Below are 17,542 nucleotides of genomic sequence, written 5' to 3'. Positions count from 1 at the left end.
AAAATGAAAACAATTACTTTGGTTTTTGGTGCCGTATATGGCATGTTGTCGGTAATTTTAGGTGCATTCGGCGCGCACGCACTAAAGAAAATTTTGTCTGTGGAAAGGCTTGAAAGCTTTGAAACAGGAGTAAGATATCAGATGTATGCAGCATTCTTTTTGCTGGTGGCAGGATATATTCTAAAATTTGAAACCACATCTGAGAAATGGGTTTCCATATTAATGATTGCGGGGACGATGCTGTTTTCTTTCAGTATTTATTTTTTAAGCCTGCAGGATTATCTGGGAGCCAATCTGAAATTTTTAGGACCTATTACCCCACTTGGTGGTTTGTTGATGATCTTAAGCTGGGGAATGCTTATTCTTTATTTTGCTAAAAATAAAATATAGGAGAAACAATGAAAATCAACAGAAGAAGACGGATCATAAAAACATTCAATCTCTTAGACCAGCCTATAAGATTTAATCCTTTTGTATTCAGCCGTACTTTTTTCATGTGGACGTTTACAGGTCTGGTGGGCGGTATTATAGCCGGCTTTTACTGGATTGCTCTTGAATATTTCACGGAAGAACTTGCCCATTTTCAGGGATGGCTGGTAATTCCGGTAATGGCAGTTTGTGGTCTATTGGCCGGTCTGGTGATTCATTTCATCGGAGATCCGGGTGAGATTCATTTGATCGTTAATAACATCAGGTTTAATAAAGGAAAATTGGAGCCGAAAAATAATCCGTCCATGATCTTGTCCTCGCTTTTTTGTGTGGCATCAGGAGGAAGCCTGGGGCCGGAAGCACCTTTGGTTCAGGTTACAGGTTCTACAGGAACCTGGCTGGGGAAAATCTTCAGGCTGAAAGGGGAAGAATTACGTTCTTTAAGTATTGCAGGCATGGCTTCAGGCTTTACAGCACTGTTTGGAGCTCCACTTGGAGGAAGTCTTTTTTCACTGGAAATTTTACACCATAAACATGCAGTAGAATATTACAAAGCAATTATTCCGGCATTGGTGGCAAGCTGTTTCAGTTATGTGATGTTTGCGTTGATTATTCATTTAGGGATCGGAGCGACCTGGAACCTGAAGGCATATCAGTATTCCGGGGTATATGATTTTGTATATGCTGTTCTGTTTGCTGTTGCAGCTACTTTTGTAGGATGGATCTTCATTTTTGTTGTGAAATTTTTCAAGAAAGTTTTTGAATACAGGCCGTTTCCAATTTATATTAAAACTTTAACCGGGGGAATTATTCTGGGAGTTATCGCTTATTACTTTCCTTTGACCAGGTATTTCGGACATAACGAAATCAACCAGCTTATCAATGGAAGCTTTGCATTAAACTTTTTGATTTTAATTCTGGTTTTCAAAATATTAACTATCGCAGTCACGGTAACGTCAGGATGGAGAGGCGGTTTTATCATCCCGCTATTCTTTGTGGGAACTACTTTAGGACTGATCATTCATCATCTGTTTCCTGTTGTAGATACTACTTTAGCGATCGTAAGCTGTATGGCAGCAATCAATGCATGTGTAACGAGAACTCCAATGAGTACAACGATTATTTTGGGTACTTTAACCGGATTTACGTATTTCGTTCCGATACTTTTTGCCAGTTTAACAGGGTATTTTCTGGCACCCAGAATTCCGTTTATCGGATCACAGTCTGAAAAATTAGCCGAATAATAAGCCATTTTGAATGATATGTTAAAAATCAAGTTTCTTGCATCTTAATTTTTGTGCTAAGAATCTTGAACTTCCATGTCTTTTTAGTAAATTTGTCAACCTTTAAAATTTAAAATAAAATAATAAAAATAATATGAATCTTCACGAGTATCAATCAAAAGAGATTTTATCAAAGTACGGAGTAGCTATCCAACGTGGTTTCGTTGCAAACAACGTAGATGAAGCTGTAGCAGCTGCTGAAAAACTGACTGCTGAAACCGGGGCACAGGCTTGGGTGGTAAAAGCACAGATTCACGCAGGTGGTCGTGGTAAAGGTGGTGGTGTAAAGTTTTCTCCAAACATGGATAAGCTTAAAGAAAACGCTCAGAACATCATCGGAATGCAGTTGATAACTCCTCAAACTTCTGCTGAAGGTAAAAAAGTAAACTCTGTTTTGATTGCAGAAGATGTTTATTATCCGGGAGAATCTGAAACCAAAGAATTTTATGTTTCTATTCTTTTAGACAGAGCTGAAGGTAAAAATACAATCGTATATTCTACTGAAGGAGGAATGGATATTGAGCATGTTGCAGAAGTAACGCCTCATTTGATCCACAATGAATTGATTGATCCAGCTTTAGGTCTTCAAGGATTCCAGGCCAGAAAAATTGCTTTCAATCTTGGCCTTGAAGGGAATGCATTTAAAGAATTTGTAAAATTTATTTCATCTCTTTACAACGCATACACAGGAATTGATGCTTCTCTTTTTGAAATCAACCCGGTTTTAAAAACTTCAGACAATAAAATCATCGCTGTAGATGCTAAAGTAACTTTGGATGACAACTCTATGTTCCGTCACAAAGACTTAGCTGAGTTAAGGGATACGAGAGAAGAAGATCCAATGGATGTTGAAGCTGGTGAAGCTGGCCTTAACTTTGTAAAATTGGATGGTAACGTTGCTTGTATGGTAAACGGTGCCGGTCTTGCAATGGCAACGATGGATATCATCAAATTATCCGGTGGTAACCCTGCCAACTTCCTTGACGTTGGTGGTACTGCTGATGCTCAGAGAGTACAGACCGCTTTCGGGATTATCTTAAGAGATCCGAATGTAAAAGCTATTCTGATCAACATTTTCGGAGGTATCGTAAGATGTGACAGAGTTGCTCAGGGAGTTGTAGATGCTTACAAAGCAATGGGCAGCCTTCCTGTTCCATTGATCGTAAGACTACAGGGAACTAATGCTGTTGAAGCTAAACAATTAATTGATGAGTCTGGTCTTCCGGTACACTCTGCAATTACTTTAGAAGAAGCTGCAAACAAAGTAAAAGAAGTTTTAGCATAACACTGAAATTTTTAAATAAATCAGAAACCGTTTCATCTTTGGAACGGTTTTTTATATTTTGAAATCTAAGATCTATCTGATAAAAAATCTCTATTCTCAGTCAGTCTTTGCTCTTGATATTCTGCAATAGAAAAATTTTAATTGTAACCTCCGGAAGTGTCCAGTGCAATTATTTTCGGGATTGGCTGGCTGAAAGAATGCAATTTGATTTGTCGAATTCTTCCAGTCGGAAAAGATTTAAAACGTTTGGTGCAACTTTTAAATCCGGTCTGAAAATCAAAATCCCTTTTACAAAATTTTTGAGCAGCAAATTACCATTTGTAATTACCACATCAATATCTAAATTAACGGTCTTATATGTACTTTTATTTAATGTCTGCTCAAACAAATAAACACATAAGCAAGGGGCAGATTCTTCATATTCAGTTAAAAACACATCATATTTTCCATTTTCAGGATTTGGATTAAGATCAGTAAATGTTATGGAATGTAGAATATTTCGATTGCAGTAATGGTGAAGTCCTTTTTCATCAGCAATAATATGGGTGGTGGTATTTTTTTGTTTTTTTTGAATGATCAGCCAGGCAAAAAAACTTGCTATTATGGTAAAAAGGGATAGTAAGATAATTTTTAATTCTGTTGATATCTCTTTTGTATTAAACACGGGTATGGCCATTATTATAATGGACAGTGGTGTTATAATTAAAAGTGATATGCCAATCATCTTTATAAACAAAGTAAGCCCTTCTGAAGCTTTTGATTCAACGGGTGAAAATGAATTGCATTGTGGTGACATTGTTTTTGTGTTGGTTAGAAACTTTACATAAAAGTAATAATTATGGGGAAACAATTTGGTTCTAAAAAACAGGTTGGGTAGTTAGCCTGAAGCCGGGAATTTTACTACCATATTATCTGTATCCGGAATAAGTGAAGCTTTTATTGATCGTGATGCTCAGGGAAGTTGCTGTCCTGATTGGTAATGCTGATGCTTGTAGGGGTTACAAGCTGTATATTATCAGCATCGAGACGTTGTTTTATTTTCAGGAAAGCATCACTTTTTACCTGAACGATATTGGCTCCGACTTTCATCCAGAATTTAGCCTGAAGATTGAATACGCCTTGTTTTAAATCCGTAAATATTACTTCTGAAGCATCTGCTCTGTCTACCTGTTCTAAATTTTTAATACTGTCGAGAATCCCTTTTTGGGCTTTTGTAATATCTTCATCAGCAGGAATTTCAAAATTTAAAATAATCCTGCGCTGTGGCGAAGCGGTAATATTATAAAACGGGGCATTAAATACGACCTGATTAGGGATATACGCCTTCTTTCCGTCATCAGTAATGATTTTTGTCGTTAAAAATCCGATTTCCTGTACCGTTCCCGAATGATTTCCGATGGTGATATAATCGCCCACTTTAAAAGCTTTGTCAATTCCGATAAGCATTCCTGAAAAGATGCTCGAGACAAGATCTTTTAAGGCAACCCCGGCAATTACCCCGGCAACTCCCAAACTTCCGATAAATTTCCAGAGGAAACCGCTGAATCCCATAATTTCCAAGGAGATAAAAGTTCCCATCATCACGATCAGAAACCTGAAAACTCCGATTAAGGTCACTAAAGAACTTTCTTTCTGGCTTTTCGGGAAAAGTTTGTGAAATAGCTTTACAGAAGCCTGACTTAAATATTTACTGGTAATCAGAAAAAATGAAAATACAAGGATTCCGACGATTAATTTTGGAGTTAGCTCTGCAAATTTCAGGTACCAGCTTTCTAACACCCTGTAAACCACATCTACATACCTTAAACTGCTTTCTTCCATAAGTTTTTAGTTTTTATTTTATTAAAAGTTATATTTTCTCAACAAAAATTTTGCCAGTTTCCAAAAGTCTATTAAATTTGTAGACTAATAAAACAAAATAGTATGTCAATTAAACTAGGAGATACCGCACCCAATTTTCAGGCAGAAACTTCTGCAGGAGATATTGACTTTTATAATTATTTAGGAAACTCATGGGGAATCTTATTTTCACATCCTGCCGACTATACACCTGTATGTACTACTGAGCTGGGATTTACGGCAAAATTAAAATCAGAATTTGAACAAAGAGATACCAAAGTAATTGCACTGAGCGTAGATGATGTATCTGATCATCAGAACTGGATTAAAGATATTAATGAGACACAGAATACAGAAGTGCAATTTCCGATTATAGCAGATAAAGACAGAAAGATTTCAGAATTATATGATTTCATTCATCCCAATGCGTCTGTAACTGCTACGGTACGTTCTTTACTAATTATTGATCCTGATAAAAAAGTACGCCTGATCATTACATATCCTGCTTCTACCGGAAGAAACTTCAATGAAATTATCAGGGTTCTTGATTCTCTTCAGCTGGTAGATGCCCATAAAGTGGCTACTCCTGTAAACTGGAAAAACGGGGATGATGTGATTGTTCCACCGACGATCTCAACGGAAGATGCCCGAAAAATATTTCCAAAAGGGGTTACGGAAATTAAGCCGTACCTGAGATACACACCACAACCCAATAAATGATTTGATTTATTTGATTTTTTATAGTTTAGTTTTAATTTGTACGAAAAGCGCCTCAGGAATTTTCCTGAGGCGCTTTCATTTTATAATCTATAATAAGTGACTATTTGCTCACATCATTAGCAACTTCTCTTGCTTTTGAAGTAGGTATGTAAATACTGAAACCTACATTGAAAGAAATTGTAGATGTTAATCCTTCACTTCCGAATCCTGCAACACCGTTGTATTTTACGATGCCTTCAAGCCCGATATTCGGAGTAATGAAATAAGAATATCCGGGACCTGCACCGAAATCCAGACCAGTTGTTGAATTTCCGTTTTCCACAGAAGATCCACCGATACCTACATTACCTTCAAGGAACCATCTTCCGTGATTTAGTAAATTGTCAACACCTTTCTCTCCCGGAGATAAATAATAACGTCCTAAACCTCCTACTGCATAATCGAATCTTGTCGGGCTCCCATTGGTAACCTTGCTGATTCCAAGATTAACATATCCACCTATTGCTACGTTGTCTTCTATAAAATATGCACCTTTTGGCTGTATTCCGATATTATAACCACCACCGGTATTTAATCCGAAATTACTTGTTACAAGGCTACTTCCTACTAACCAATTACCTTTTTGAATCTGAGCATTTGCTGTTGTCAATAAACTTGCTACAGCTATTACTCCTGTTAAGATTAGTTTTTTCATAATTTATAATTTTTAATAATTAATGTTTATTATTTCTTAAAGTAGTGAAGAACAATAAATGTGCCATAAAGCTCATTTTAAGGTATTTTTCTGGGATTTAGAATCTTTTGAAAATAATTAAAATTCACTTATTTTAACATTTTAATTACAAATCTTGCAATGCTAAAACAATAATAAAATAATGGAAGCAATAAGTCCTGCAATCGTAAAAACCATTCCGCGTTTGAAAGCCTTGGTTTTAGGATTAAACATCCAGAAGCTGGAAATAACAAAGAAAAATAATGAGACTCCAAAAAATGTATTTAAGGGAGACAATGTATCTTTAGACTGGGCTTTGTGAAGTTTGGTCATTTTGTCAAGAACAAATGGCAGTTCTTTTCTGGAATATTTGGCTTGTCCGCTCTCTGAATTATAAGTCCCCTGCTTAAAATGAAAAAGGCTGCCTTCGGTTTTTTCAATTTCAAGATTCTTTATTTTTAGCTCTTTTCCCAGTTCTTTTTCCGTAAGGTTTTTATCAATTACCTTATCGTACATTTTCTCCTTCTTTAGAAAATCTGTATCCCTGTACACCAATAAAATACCGCTCAATGCATACACTGCCATAATCCCTGCCAGGAAATACCCTAAATACCGGTGAGTGACTCTCATAAAACTTCTTGTGTCTTTTATCTTATCCATATCTTATTGTTTTTGTTTTAAAATTCGAAAAATGGAAGCTGCAAAAATGCAACTTCCACTTTTAATAATGAAATTATTAATACTATTTAATTCTTAAAGCTTATAAGTTAATGTGAAATAATAGTTTCTTGGGGGAATCGGGTTTACAGAATAGTTTTCGTGAACGTTGTAATTGACAACATCGAATAAATTACCCACTTTACCCTGGATTGAGAATTTTTGCCATTCGTAGCCTATACTGAAATCGACAGTGGTGAAACCGTCAACATCAATCATTCTGGTTACCTGCTTTTGACCTTTTACGTCATTCCAGCCTGCTTTTCTGTCTCCGGTGTAAAATGCAGTTGCTCCGATCTTTAATCCTTTGGCAAAATTTGTGAAAGTATAAAAAGCAGAAGCATTTGCTGTAATAGCTGGTGTTCTTACCAATCTTTGATCTTCGACAAATCCATTATCCGGAGTTTTGGTATAAACAGCATTGTTATATGAAACTCCCCCTATTAAAGATAAATTATTCATCGGGTTCCCGGTGATGTCTAGCTCTACACCACGGCTTCTTACAGATCCTGCATAAACTTTTAGGGTTGAATCACCTGTAGGATTTACTATTGGAGTTGTGTACGTATTGTTATTGTTGATTTGATAAACTGTTAAATTAACAGCAATGGCATTATTCCATAAATTCTTTTTTACCCCCACTTCATACTGATCTACTGTAGAAGGCTTCAGTGCAGCTCGTGTATCGTAATCGAAACCGGTATTGGGCACAAAAGAGTTTGTATAGGTGGCAAAAACTGAAAGATTTTCGTTTGGATTATAGATTAAACCAACTTTTGGAGATAGTGCATTATCCTCTGTTTTTGCACTAGATACAGGGATTTTAACATTTTGCATAAATACATTATCAGAAGATTCTCCATTTGTTAAATAGGAATAACGAAGACCAGTCAATAATTTTATTGATTTCGTTAATTCTACAAGATCCTGAACATATACTCCTAATCTTTTTGTGGATATTCTTCTTCTGTATGTTGCCTGAGCATCAGGTATTTGGCCGTCATTTGCCCATGTAGAAGGATCATTTAATTGTAAAACACCCAAAGTTGCAGGGGTAAGTTGGTAAGAAATGGCATCTGCCTGTCCGTAATCTCCATCTGCTCCCACCAAAAGTTTGTGATTTAAACGACCTGTTTTAAATTCACCATTTAGATTAACCTGTAAAGAAGTATAATTCTGCTCGTTATAACTTTTACCAACAGGCCTGTTCCATATCGGATTTAAATTGCCATTAGGAGCTGAGCTATAATTCCATTGCACTCTTTCAGTAGAAAAATAATCTTTCGTATAATTTTGATAAGAAGCAACAGCATTCAAAGACCAGCTATTATTAATTTTATGATTTAAAATTACATCAGTTGCAGCTTGTTGATTGGTTTGATATTGCCAGTTGGTTCCTAAGAATTGTTTTCTGTCAATTTCTGTGGCAAGCCTTGAAACTCCAGTAGCATTATCTGTGACACTTCCAATTCCGAAATCTGGTGTGAAAGTATGGTATAAATAATCTCCTTCTACAATAAGCTGGGTATTCTCACTAAGATTAAATACAAAAGAAGGGTTGAAATAATTCTTTTTTGATTCTACCAAATCTCTGAAACTTTCAGCATACTCATAAGCCCCGTTTACTCTAAATGCTATATTTTTTGATAAAGGACCGTAAATATCTACTGTCGGTTTATATGAATTCCAGCTGCCTGCACTGAAACCTACCATTCCACCAAATTCAAATTTTGGTTTTTTGGTAATAAGGTTTACAATCCCTCCAGGTCCGACGTTTCCGTATAACATTGCATTGGCTCCTTTTAAAACCTCAACTCTTTCCAGACCTGAAACTTCAGGAAATACCCCGCTGTTAACTCTTGCCCCATTTTTGAAAATATTATCATTTCCAAATGTAAAACCACGTCCTCCAAAGCTATCCTGAGATCCTCCTCTTGCGGATGTAAGATAAAGTCCGTTTACATTCTTTATCACATCACTCAACTGTTTTGCCTGCTGCTGCTCAATCACTTCATGAGTAACAATAGCAATCGGCTGAGGATTCTCCATTACCGTAAGGTTTGACTTTGTAGATAAAGTTTTAGCTTTATTCGGATTTCCTGTTTTATGGAGATTTACATCTTCGATAGTTTGAATTCTAATAGTATCGTTTTCAGGAATGTACTTCATTTGTGCACTTATTGAAATAGATACAATCAGAAGACTTAGAGTAGTAATTTGTCTTTTCATTCTGCTTTATTTAGAGTGGGTTTAAATAAGGCGCAAAAGTAAGTATAATTTAGACTAAATATAAATAAATGCCCTGATTTTTGTCATGTTTTTTAGATGATGGGTAATTGCTATAGAAATCATAGATTCTTTAAAGAAAAAAGAAACTCTTTTATAAATATATTTGTAAAAAAATAGAGTATGCAATTAGTGAAAATTGGTCTTTGTGCCTTTGGAATGAGCGGTAAGGTTTTTCATGCCCCCTTTTTAAAAGAACATCCGGGATTTTTTATATCGGCCATAGTGGAAAGGAGTAAAGAAGAATCTAAAGAGAAATATCCCGATGCAACCATCTACCATTCAGTAGAAGATATGCTGAAAAATGCGGATATAGAAGTGGCTGTAGTCAATACACCTGTTCAGACTCATTTTGAATATGCTAAAATGGCTCTGGAAGCGGGAAAGCATGTTGTTGTAGAAAAACCTTTTACCGTAGATGTTTCAGAAGCGGAAGAACTGGTGAAACTGGCAGAAGAAAAAGGTCTGTTTTTAAGTGTTTATCAGAACAGGAGATTCGACAGAGATTTTCTTCAGGTTCAGAAAGTTCTTGATGATAAAAAAATTGGTGATGTAAAAGAAGCAGAGCTAAGGTTTGACAGATTCCGTACTGAGCCAAGTGGAAAACAGCATAAAGAAAATCCACAGCAGACAGGTTCAGGATCTCTTCATGATCTTGGCGCTCATTTAGTGGATCAGGCGGTACAGTATTTCGGCTTCCCTGAGAAGCTTTTTGCAGATGTTTTTTCAATGAAAGGAAGCGAATTTGCGAATGATTATTTTGAAATTCTGCTATTCTATAAAAATGATCTTAGAGTAAGGCTAAAATCTTCAGTATTTAGTAAAGAAGCTCATTATGCCTATATTATTCATGGTGACCGGGGTAGTTTTTTACAGGAAAGGACAGATAATCAGGAAAATGAGTTGGTATCGGGAGCAATTCCGGCGTATGGAAAAGACTGGACCATTCCTCTGAAAGATCCTGACGGAATTTTAAACTTCCTCAATGACAATAAAGAAACAGAAAGAATTCTGACTTTGAGTGAGCCTGGGAACTATATGAATTATTATCAGGAAATCTATGAACATATTGTTTTCGGATATGCGCTTCCGTCTCCCGGAAAAGAGGTCATTCAAAATATGAAAATTATCGATGCTGCCTGGAAAAGCTCTCAGGAAGGGAAAATTATAATGCTTTCTTAGTAAGTTATGAGTTATGAGTTATGAGTGAGAAGTTATGAGTTTTGTTCTGAGTAAATAGCACCCGGCTCATAATTCATAACTTTTCACTCATAACTATTATTACCCTTCCCCAAGAATTTCCTGAAGCTCGAGCCATCTCAGCTCATGATTTTCAAGTTTTCCGGAAATGGTTTCCAGGTCTGCGGAAAGCTTTGAAATTTTTTCATAATCAGCTTCGTTGTTGAGCTGATCCAGAATTTTTCCGCGTTGTACTTCCAGCTCAGGCATTTCTTTCTCAATCATTTCAAGTTCTCTTTGCTCTTTAAATGAAAGCTTTCTCTTTTTAGAATTGATTGGAGAAGCGGTTGAAACGGAAATGTTTTCTTTAACTGGTTCCGGTTTTGAAACCGTATTTTTTTCCAGAGCATCTTCACGGCTTTTTGCTTCCCTGTATTCTGAGAAGTTTCCAATGAAATCCTTTATTTTTCCTTTCCCTTCAAAAGCTAAAATATGATCTACAATCCGATCCATAAAATACCTGTCGTGAGAAACAATAATTAATGATCCCTGAAACTGTTGCAGAAAATTTTCAAGAACCGTTAAAGTAGGGAGGTCAAGATCATTCGTAGGCTCATCGAAAATCAGGAAATTAGGATTCTGATAAAGAATGTACATCAGATGCAGCCTTCTTTTTTCACCTCCCGATAATTTCGAAATAGGGGAGTACTGGGTCTGGTCATCAAATAAGAATAATCTTAAAAACTGGGATGCAGACAAGCTTTTTCCATTGGCTAAAGGATAAAACTCTGCAATTTCTTTAATAAAATCAATAACTCTTTCATCTTCTTTATAGGTCAATCCTTTTTGGGAAAAATAACCGAAAGAAATTGTTTCTCCTGTTTCAATCTCTCCCTTATCAGCTTTTTCAAATCCCTGGATGATATTTAAAAGCGTAGATTTCCCGGCTCCGTTTTTTCCTACAATTCCTACTTTTTCACCACGCTGAAACTGATAGCTGAAATCTTTCAATAAAACTTTATCTCCGAAGCTTTTATCAATACCTTTAAGTTCAAGGACTTTATTTCCCAGTCTTTTCATTTCAAAGCCGAGTTCCAGGGCCTGTTTTCTGGTATCGGTTTTGGCCACTTTTTCGGTTTCGTAAAAAGAATCGATCCTGCTTTTTGATTTTGTAGTTCTGGCTTTGGGCTGTCTTCGCATCCATTCCAGTTCCTTTCTGTAAAGGTTGTTGGCTTTATCAATAGTTGCATTTAAATTGTCCTCACGAATCATTTTGTTCTCCAGATAGGTAGCGTAAGAACCGTTGTGAACGTACAGGTTTTTATCTTCCATTTCCCAGATGATATCACAGACACTGTCCAGGAAATACCGGTCGTGGGTTACCAGTAATAAAGTGATTTTAGCCTTACTTAAATAGTTTTCAAGCCATTCTACCATTTCTACATCAAGATGGTTGGTAGGCTCATCCATGATCAAAAGGGTATGGCGGTGCTCTGCTCTGGTCTCCGTCAATAGTTTTGCCAATGCAACACGTTTGATCTGTCCTCCGGAAAGCGTTCCCATTTTGGCTTCAAGGTCAGTTATTTTCAGCTGTGACAGGATTTGTTTCATTTCATTTTCAAGATCCCAGGCTTTGTGAACTTCCATTTCCGTCAATGCTTTTTCAATGAAATCATGATCTGTAGAGTGTAAAGACTCATGGTAATTTTTAAGCGCAAGAATAGGCTTTGAATCTAAAGTCATCATAAATTCATCAACGGTAAGCTGGGGATCATATTCAATCTCCTGATCAAATAAAACCACCTGGATATCTTTATTAATGATAACATTTCCGCTGTCAGCAATCTCTTTACCCATCAGGATTTTCAATAAAGTAGATTTTCCGCTTCCATTTTTGGCGACGATAGCGATTTTGTCACCCTCGTTGATATTGAAAGAGATGTTTTCGAATAAGACTTTTATTCCGTAAGATTTGGTGAGATTTTCTGCAGCAACGTAGTTCATTTCTTATAAAGATTTCGTAGCGCGAAAATACGAATATTTAAACCTTAAGAATAAATATTTCTGATAGGCTGATAAACTGCTGACAGATATTACCGGTTAATAAGGAATATTTACCATAAATTTAACTAAACAGGATCTAATTTTCATAAGCTGTTATGTCTTTCAATAAGACAAATAAAGCTTTTAAAAATAATGCGGAAGGAACCGGATATCAGAAAAAATTCATTGAGTAAAATCCAAAACCCTGTTCTGGTGATTGCCGGTGAAAAAGATGTTATCAAACAGGAGCACACAGAGTTTATCGTGAAACAGATTCTTCACGCTGAACTTAGGATCTATAAAGGTGCAACGCACATGATTCTATATGCCCCCGGAAACCTTAATCAGGACATATTGGAGTTCCTGAAAAAATAATTTAATCTAAAGTTAATCCTTTCAAAGACCACAAGCTGCCATTGTAGAGATCGAGATCCACTTTGGTATTAATTCCGTGCACAATCCCGTTTTCTGTAAACTGCCAGAAATCCCAGCTGCTGTTAGGAGACGGAGAAGGCACATCATTGTAATTGGCCAGCCAGAGCGGGTAATCATCAAATTCACCTTTCAGGAAATCTTTATAATAGTGATAATAAGTGTAGATGATCGGTTTTTCACCATAGGTTTCCTCTACAATCTTACACCAGACTTTCAGGTCTTCAATCAGCTTTTTATTGGTTTTACGCTTTGGGATTTTTTCAATATCTAAAATAGGAGGCAGGTCACCGCTTTCCAACTTTACATTCGCCAGAAAATTATTGGCCTGAATAATCGGGTCTTCATCTGCCCGGTAAAAATGATAGGCTCCGCGGATCAACTCATGTTTCTTTGCCTGCTCCCAGAATTCGTTAAAATGTTTATCTGCATTTCTGTTTCCCATAGTCGCCCGCATGACAACAAATTCCAGTGGGATGGTTTTATTTCCGATACTCAGGCTGTCCCATTTTATATCTTCTTTATTCTGGTAATGGGAGACATCAAAACCATACGTCTTATCGAGGTTATTCCCCAGTATTTTCTGGATCCTTAATGATTCGGTTTCATTATTATGAAGCTTTTTATGAATGAATTTATTGAAATAAAGAGCGTAATAATAGCTGACAGACTGCTTCAAATACAACCCGGTCCCAATCAATGTGATAATAAGAATTGCCAGTACGATTTTTCTACGGAAAAAATAATTCTTCCGTCTTTGTTTATGAACATTTCTGGCCGTTTTTTTGGTGTATTTCTTTTGTGTCATAAAGTTTTGCAAAACTAACTTTTTGACAACTAAAATGCTAAATAAAATCAGTAAATTTGTGTATTATGGAAACACGCGAAAAGATCATTATCATAGGAGGTGGTTTTGCGGGACTGCAACTTGCGAAAACATTAAATAATAAAAATAAAAAAGTAATTGTTTTGGATAGGGTGAATCATCATATGTTTCAGCCGCTTTTTTATCAGGTAGCGTGCGGAAGGATAGAGCCTTCCAATATTTCATTTCCATTCAGGAAAATTTTCCAGCAATCAAGAAATACACAGTTTCGGATGACAGAAGTAAAGGAAATTGATCCTGTACATAATAAAGTCATTACAGACGAAGCTGAATTTACCTATGATAAATTAATCATTGCCACAGGATGTAAAACTAATTTTTTCGGAAACCAGGATCTTGAAAGTAAAGCTTTCGGAATGAAAAATACCCAGGAAGCCATAAGCATCAGAAATCATGTTTTAATGACTTTTGAAAAACTGATTATCGAAAAAAGCCGGAGTGATGACGGAAACTGGAATATTGTCATTGTTGGAAGCGGGCCTACCGGGGTAGAGCTGGCCGGGGCTTTTGCTGAGATGAAAAAAGAGATTCTTCCCAGGGATTATCCTTTCATGAATTTTGATCAGCTTAAAATTATTCTGGTAAGTTCCACAGAAAAACCACTGGCTGTAATGAGTGACGAAGCCCAGAAAAAGTCTGAACAGTATCTTAAGGAGCTTGGTGTTACCTTCCTGAGTGGAGAAGTTGTTACGGAATATGATGGAGATAAAGTAATGACGAAGAGTGGAAAACAAATCCCGTCCAACAACGTCATCTGGGCTGCCGGAGTTACCGGAAATGTGGTGGATGGATTTCCGCAGGAAAAATTAATCAGAAACAGATATATAGTTGACCGGTATAATAAAGTTAAAGGTTACGACAATATTTATGCAATCGGGGATATAGCCTACATGGAAACTCCAAAATATCCTCAGGGTCACCCTCAGGTTGCAAATGTAGCGATTAACCAGGCTAAAAATTTAGGTAAGAATTTTTTAAAGAAAACAGCTGGTGAATGGAAAGAATACGAATATGATGATAAAGGCTCTTTAGCAACCATTGGAAAACACAGAGCAGTTGTGGATTTACCTTTCATCAGATTCCAGGGCTTCTTTGCCTGGTATTTTTGGATGTTTTTACACTTAATGCTAATTTTGAGTGTAAGAAATAAACTTGCTGTTTTTTTCAACTGGATGTGGAGTTATTTTAATAAAGATTCATCCTTAAGACTAATTATTTTACCTAATAAGAAAAACAGAACATTACAATGAGAATTGATATAATAAGCGTACTTCCGGAATTGATGGAGAGCCCGTTTAAGACTTCTATTTTAAGAAGGGCAATGGATAAAGGGCTGGCTGAAGTACATTTTCATCATCTGAGAGACTGGGCTATAAATAAGCACAGACAGATAGATGACGAGCCCTACGGTGGCGGTGCCGGAATGGTAATGATGGTAGAGCCGTTGGATAACTGCATCTCAGAACTTAAATCGCAGAGAACTTATGATGAGGTGGTCTACTTAACACCGGACGGTGTTACTTTAAACCAGAAAATAGCCAATTCTTTTTCTATAAAAAACAATTTAATCTTTCTGTGTGGCCACTACAAAGGCATCGACCAGAGGGTTAGAGAATTGCATATTACCAAAGAAATTTCAATAGGAGATTATGTGCTTACCGGCGGCGAGCTTGCTGCCTGTGTTTTAGCAGATTCCATTATCAGATTAATTCCCGGAGTATTGAATGATGAGCAGAGTGCATTAACAGATAGCTTCCAGGATGATCTTCTATCACCGCCCATTTATACAAGACCTGAAAATTATAAAGGTCTGGAAGTACCTAAAGTTTTATTAAGCGGTAATTTTGCAAAAATTGAAGAATGGCGTCATGATGAAGCCGTAAGAATTACCAGAGAAAAACGCCCCGATCTGCTCTGATTAATGAGGTTAATTTCTTTAATCAGAAGATATTTTTTCACTTCTCAGGAAGTTATTCAGAAAAACGGAATAATAATTGTTGCTAAAACAAATATGGTTAAAATAAGTAATCAAAAATGATTATATTGTGTATTTTATTCTTATTTTTATGAATTTTATAAACTATTTTAATCTTGCTTAATTGCTTGCTGCTTCAAAATGATTAAAATTTTTAATATAAGATAGGTTTTTTAATTACTGATTTTCATTAATATATTGGTGTTTTTAACATTAAATTAAATTGAATATATTGTAAATAAATTAACCATATTTAAAAAAAAACAATAAATTTACATTCAGAAAAAGGAAATTAAAATTTTCAAAGTGAATGTGTGTAAGTAAATGGAACTATTCAGTTTTTACAACGTAGAAAATTTATTTTTACCTGATCCTAAACCCATGCATAGATTAGATCCTACAAGATCTGGATTGAGAAGCTGGGATGAGAGGAGATATAAGAATAAGCTTTTTAAAATTTCACACGTTTTTCAATTGATGAAAGAGGAAAATGGTGTTTTACCATTAATGATAGGTTTATCTGAGGTTTCCGGAAGGAAAGTTCTGGAAGATCTGGTTGAATTGGAACCTTTTAATAAGAATTACGGCATTGTACACTACAATTCTATGGATGAAAGAAAAGTAGATGTTGCTTTGTTATATGATAAAGCCAAGGTTGAGGTAATAGACTCAGAAGCCATTACCTTCTTCTTTGAAATTGTAGATAAAAACACAGAAAATTATGACACAACCCGAGATGTACTTTATTCAAAAGTAAAATATAAAGGAGAGATTATTAATGTATTTATCGCTCACCTTCCCTCAAAGAGAGAAAAAGACATTAATAAACCCAAAAGAGACTTTATATTGAACGAAATCCACACCCGGATTTTGAATCTTGTTGAAAGTAAAGAACATGTTGTTTTGTGTGGTGATTTTAACGAAAACCCGGATGATGAAAATTTGATTAAAATTCTCTACGGTAATAACCATGAAAAGATTTTAGAAAATCCTTTTCAGCAGTTATTCTCTACCAGAAGGTATTCTACTTTTCATTACAGCTCCGGATTGCTATTTGATCAGATTATGTTATCGGAATCATTTTTCAATGATAATACTTCTCTTTCATTTCAGAACGCTGAAGTATTCAGTTCTGAAAAAATCAGCAGTCGGGACAGAAAATTTGAAGGCAGGCCTTTCCGAACATATGCCGGTACACGGTATTTAGGAGGGTATAGTGATCATTTCCCGGTTTTTGTGCGCTTTATTTGTAAAACACAGTAAAAACATAAATATAAGAAAAATTATGAAAAATTCGAGCAACACAAGCTATCATCTGGATTCAATTGACAAGGAAATCATCTACATGCTGATGGATAACGCTAAAACATCTTTAGCCCATATCTCAAAGAACGTAGGAATTTCAACAACAGCTGTACATCAGAGAATTAAAAAGCTTGAACACGCGGGAGTGATTGAAAATTCAATCTCATTTTTAAATCCTAAGAAGATAGGCTACAAAGTAATCTCTTATATCGGGGTATTTTTAGACCAGCCAAGTCATTACCCTGAAGTAGTAAAATCACTGAAAGAGGTTAATGAAGTGGTAGAAGCACATTACACCACAGGAAATTATACTATTTTCCTTAAGGTTCTTTGTAAAGACAATGACCACCTGATGCAGATCCTTAGTAAACTTCAGAAGCTGAAAGGGGTTACAAGAACAGAAACTTTCATATCTTTGGAACAAGGTATTTACAGACAATTGAAAGTATAA

Annotated in this window: 17 protein-coding genes; 10 read left to right on the top strand and 7 right to left on the bottom strand. The window is 35.9% G+C overall.

Translation table 11 applies throughout. From position 1 onward, the window contains the following. The first annotated feature begins 3 nt into the window (after window positions 1-3). The 3 genes from PMI13_RS09360 (at window position 4) to sucC (ending at window position 2,997) form a co-directional block, all read left to right on the top strand. Entirely contained in the window at window positions 4-390 is a 387-nt protein-coding gene (locus PMI13_RS09360) for a DUF423 domain-containing protein (protein WP_007843027.1), read from the top strand. Between the two features lie 8 nt (window positions 391-398). Then, the gene (locus PMI13_RS09355; protein WP_007843026.1) at window positions 399-1,673 is read left to right on the top strand and encodes a chloride channel protein; all 1,275 of its coding nucleotides are present in this window, start codon (window positions 399-401) and stop codon (window positions 1,671-1,673) included. A gap of 133 nt (window positions 1,674-1,806) precedes the next feature. Further along, window positions 1,807-2,997, top strand: a complete 1,191-nt coding sequence (gene sucC / locus PMI13_RS09350; RefSeq protein ID WP_007843025.1) for an ADP-forming succinate--CoA ligase subunit beta — start codon at window positions 1,807-1,809, stop codon at window positions 2,995-2,997. Between the two features lie 169 nt (window positions 2,998-3,166). Here the strand turns inward: sucC and PMI13_RS09345 are convergent, their stop codons facing one another. Both PMI13_RS09345 and PMI13_RS09340 read right to left on the bottom strand, forming a co-directional pair. Continuing rightward, window positions 3,167-3,793, bottom strand: coding sequence for a hypothetical protein (locus PMI13_RS09345; protein ID WP_007843024.1), 627 nt, complete (start codon window positions 3,791-3,793; stop codon window positions 3,167-3,169). Window positions 3,794-3,933: 140 nt separating this feature from the next. After that, complete coding sequence (locus PMI13_RS09340; protein WP_007843023.1) at window positions 3,934-4,818, bottom strand: mechanosensitive ion channel family protein; 885 nt, start codon at window positions 4,816-4,818, stop codon at window positions 3,934-3,936. A gap of 102 nt (window positions 4,819-4,920) precedes the next feature. Here PMI13_RS09340 and PMI13_RS09335 point away from each other — a divergent pair, with 102 nt between their 5' ends. Continuing rightward, on the top strand, window positions 4,921-5,556 hold the full coding sequence (locus tag PMI13_RS09335; protein WP_007843021.1) for a peroxiredoxin: 636 nt from the start codon (window positions 4,921-4,923) through the stop codon (window positions 5,554-5,556). Window positions 5,557-5,656: 100 nt separating this feature from the next. Here the strand turns inward: PMI13_RS09335 and PMI13_RS09330 are convergent, their stop codons facing one another. The 3 genes from PMI13_RS09330 to PMI13_RS09320 form a co-directional block, all read right to left on the bottom strand. Beyond that, window positions 5,657-6,250: a hypothetical protein gene (locus PMI13_RS09330; protein ID WP_007843020.1), complete on the bottom strand. Its 594-nt coding sequence runs from the start codon at window positions 6,248-6,250 to the stop codon at window positions 5,657-5,659. Window positions 6,251-6,412: 162 nt separating this feature from the next. Then, the gene (locus tag PMI13_RS09325) at window positions 6,413-6,928 is read right to left on the bottom strand and encodes a hypothetical protein (RefSeq protein WP_007843018.1); all 516 of its coding nucleotides are present in this window, start codon (window positions 6,926-6,928) and stop codon (window positions 6,413-6,415) included. 93 nt (window positions 6,929-7,021) lie between these two features. Further along, a complete protein-coding gene (locus PMI13_RS09320) occupies window positions 7,022-9,214 on the bottom strand; it encodes a TonB-dependent siderophore receptor (protein ID WP_007843016.1) in 2,193 nt (730 codons plus the stop codon). A gap of 180 nt (window positions 9,215-9,394) precedes the next feature. On the opposite strand from PMI13_RS09320, the gene PMI13_RS09315 reads away from it, so the two are divergent. Continuing rightward, window positions 9,395-10,453, top strand: a complete 1,059-nt coding sequence (locus PMI13_RS09315; protein WP_007843015.1) for a Gfo/Idh/MocA family oxidoreductase — start codon at window positions 9,395-9,397, stop codon at window positions 10,451-10,453. 99 nt (window positions 10,454-10,552) lie between these two features. On the opposite strand, the gene PMI13_RS09310 is transcribed toward PMI13_RS09315, so the two are convergent. Next, window positions 10,553-12,454: an ABC-F family ATP-binding cassette domain-containing protein gene (locus tag PMI13_RS09310; protein WP_007843013.1), complete on the bottom strand. Its 1,902-nt coding sequence runs from the start codon at window positions 12,452-12,454 to the stop codon at window positions 10,553-10,555. A 192-nt stretch (window positions 12,455-12,646) separates the two neighbouring features. On the opposite strand from PMI13_RS09310, the gene PMI13_RS09305 reads away from it, so the two are divergent. After that, the gene (locus PMI13_RS09305) at window positions 12,647-12,868 is read left to right on the top strand and encodes an alpha/beta fold hydrolase (RefSeq protein ID WP_007843011.1); all 222 of its coding nucleotides are present in this window, start codon (window positions 12,647-12,649) and stop codon (window positions 12,866-12,868) included. Between the two features lies 1 nt (window position 12,869). Here PMI13_RS09305 and PMI13_RS09300 read toward each other — a convergent pair whose 3' ends face one another. Then, window positions 12,870-13,733, bottom strand: coding sequence for a glycoside hydrolase family 25 protein (locus tag PMI13_RS09300; protein ID WP_007843009.1), 864 nt, complete (start codon window positions 13,731-13,733; stop codon window positions 12,870-12,872). A 65-nt stretch (window positions 13,734-13,798) separates the two neighbouring features. Here PMI13_RS09300 and PMI13_RS09295 point away from each other — a divergent pair, with 65 nt between their 5' ends. The 4 genes from PMI13_RS09295 to PMI13_RS09280 all read left to right on the top strand — a co-directional run bounded on the left by PMI13_RS09295 (window position 13,799) and on the right by PMI13_RS09280 (window position 17,542). Then, a complete protein-coding gene (locus PMI13_RS09295; RefSeq protein WP_007843007.1) occupies window positions 13,799-15,061 on the top strand; it encodes an NAD(P)/FAD-dependent oxidoreductase in 1,263 nt (420 codons plus the stop codon). Then, the gene (gene trmD, locus PMI13_RS09290; protein WP_007843004.1) at window positions 15,058-15,729 is read left to right on the top strand and encodes a tRNA (guanosine(37)-N1)-methyltransferase TrmD; all 672 of its coding nucleotides are present in this window, start codon (window positions 15,058-15,060) and stop codon (window positions 15,727-15,729) included. Before PMI13_RS09295 ends, trmD begins: the two co-directional genes overlap by 4 nt. 381 nt (window positions 15,730-16,110) lie before the next feature. Then, complete coding sequence (locus PMI13_RS09285) at window positions 16,111-17,049, top strand: endonuclease/exonuclease/phosphatase family protein (RefSeq protein WP_007843003.1); 939 nt, start codon at window positions 16,111-16,113, stop codon at window positions 17,047-17,049. A 22-nt stretch (window positions 17,050-17,071) separates the two neighbouring features. Further along, entirely contained in the window at window positions 17,072-17,542 is a 471-nt protein-coding gene (locus PMI13_RS09280; protein WP_007843001.1) for an Lrp/AsnC ligand binding domain-containing protein, read from the top strand.

It is taken from the genome of Chryseobacterium populi (genome assembly GCF_000282115.1).
GTDB classification, from domain to species: domain Bacteria; phylum Bacteroidota; class Bacteroidia; order Flavobacteriales; family Weeksellaceae; genus Chryseobacterium; species Chryseobacterium populi.
Note: the sequence above shows the minus strand (reverse complement) of the source record. Positions and strands in the feature narration are given on the sequence as shown.

Coding starts and splice junctions, on each gene's coding strand:
- PMI13_RS09360 (WP_007843027.1), top strand. CDS start 4: ATGAAAACAATTACTTTGGTTTTTGGTGCCGTATATGGCATGTTGTCG.
- PMI13_RS09355 (WP_007843026.1), top strand. CDS start 399: ATGAAAATCAACAGAAGAAGACGGATCATAAAAACATTCAATCTCTTA.
- sucC (WP_007843025.1), top strand. CDS start 1,807: ATGAATCTTCACGAGTATCAATCAAAAGAGATTTTATCAAAGTACGGA.
- PMI13_RS09345 (WP_007843024.1), bottom strand. CDS start 3,793: ATGTCACCACAATGCAATTCATTTTCACCCGTTGAATCAAAAGCTTCA.
- PMI13_RS09340 (WP_007843023.1), bottom strand. CDS start 4,818: ATGGAAGAAAGCAGTTTAAGGTATGTAGATGTGGTTTACAGGGTGTTA.
- PMI13_RS09335 (WP_007843021.1), top strand. CDS start 4,921: ATGTCAATTAAACTAGGAGATACCGCACCCAATTTTCAGGCAGAAACT.
- PMI13_RS09330 (WP_007843020.1), bottom strand. CDS start 6,250: ATGAAAAAACTAATCTTAACAGGAGTAATAGCTGTAGCAAGTTTATTG.
- PMI13_RS09325 (WP_007843018.1), bottom strand. CDS start 6,928: ATGGATAAGATAAAAGACACAAGAAGTTTTATGAGAGTCACTCACCGG.
- PMI13_RS09320 (WP_007843016.1), bottom strand. CDS start 9,214: ATGAAAAGACAAATTACTACTCTAAGTCTTCTGATTGTATCTATTTCA.
- PMI13_RS09315 (WP_007843015.1), top strand. CDS start 9,395: ATGCAATTAGTGAAAATTGGTCTTTGTGCCTTTGGAATGAGCGGTAAG.
- PMI13_RS09310 (WP_007843013.1), bottom strand. CDS start 12,454: ATGAACTACGTTGCTGCAGAAAATCTCACCAAATCTTACGGAATAAAA.
- PMI13_RS09305 (WP_007843011.1), top strand. CDS start 12,647: ATGCGGAAGGAACCGGATATCAGAAAAAATTCATTGAGTAAAATCCAA.
- PMI13_RS09300 (WP_007843009.1), bottom strand. CDS start 13,733: ATGACACAAAAGAAATACACCAAAAAAACGGCCAGAAATGTTCATAAA.
- PMI13_RS09295 (WP_007843007.1), top strand. CDS start 13,799: ATGGAAACACGCGAAAAGATCATTATCATAGGAGGTGGTTTTGCGGGA.
- trmD (WP_007843004.1), top strand. CDS start 15,058: ATGAGAATTGATATAATAAGCGTACTTCCGGAATTGATGGAGAGCCCG.
- PMI13_RS09285 (WP_007843003.1), top strand. CDS start 16,111: ATGGAACTATTCAGTTTTTACAACGTAGAAAATTTATTTTTACCTGAT.
- PMI13_RS09280 (WP_007843001.1), top strand. CDS start 17,072: ATGAAAAATTCGAGCAACACAAGCTATCATCTGGATTCAATTGACAAG.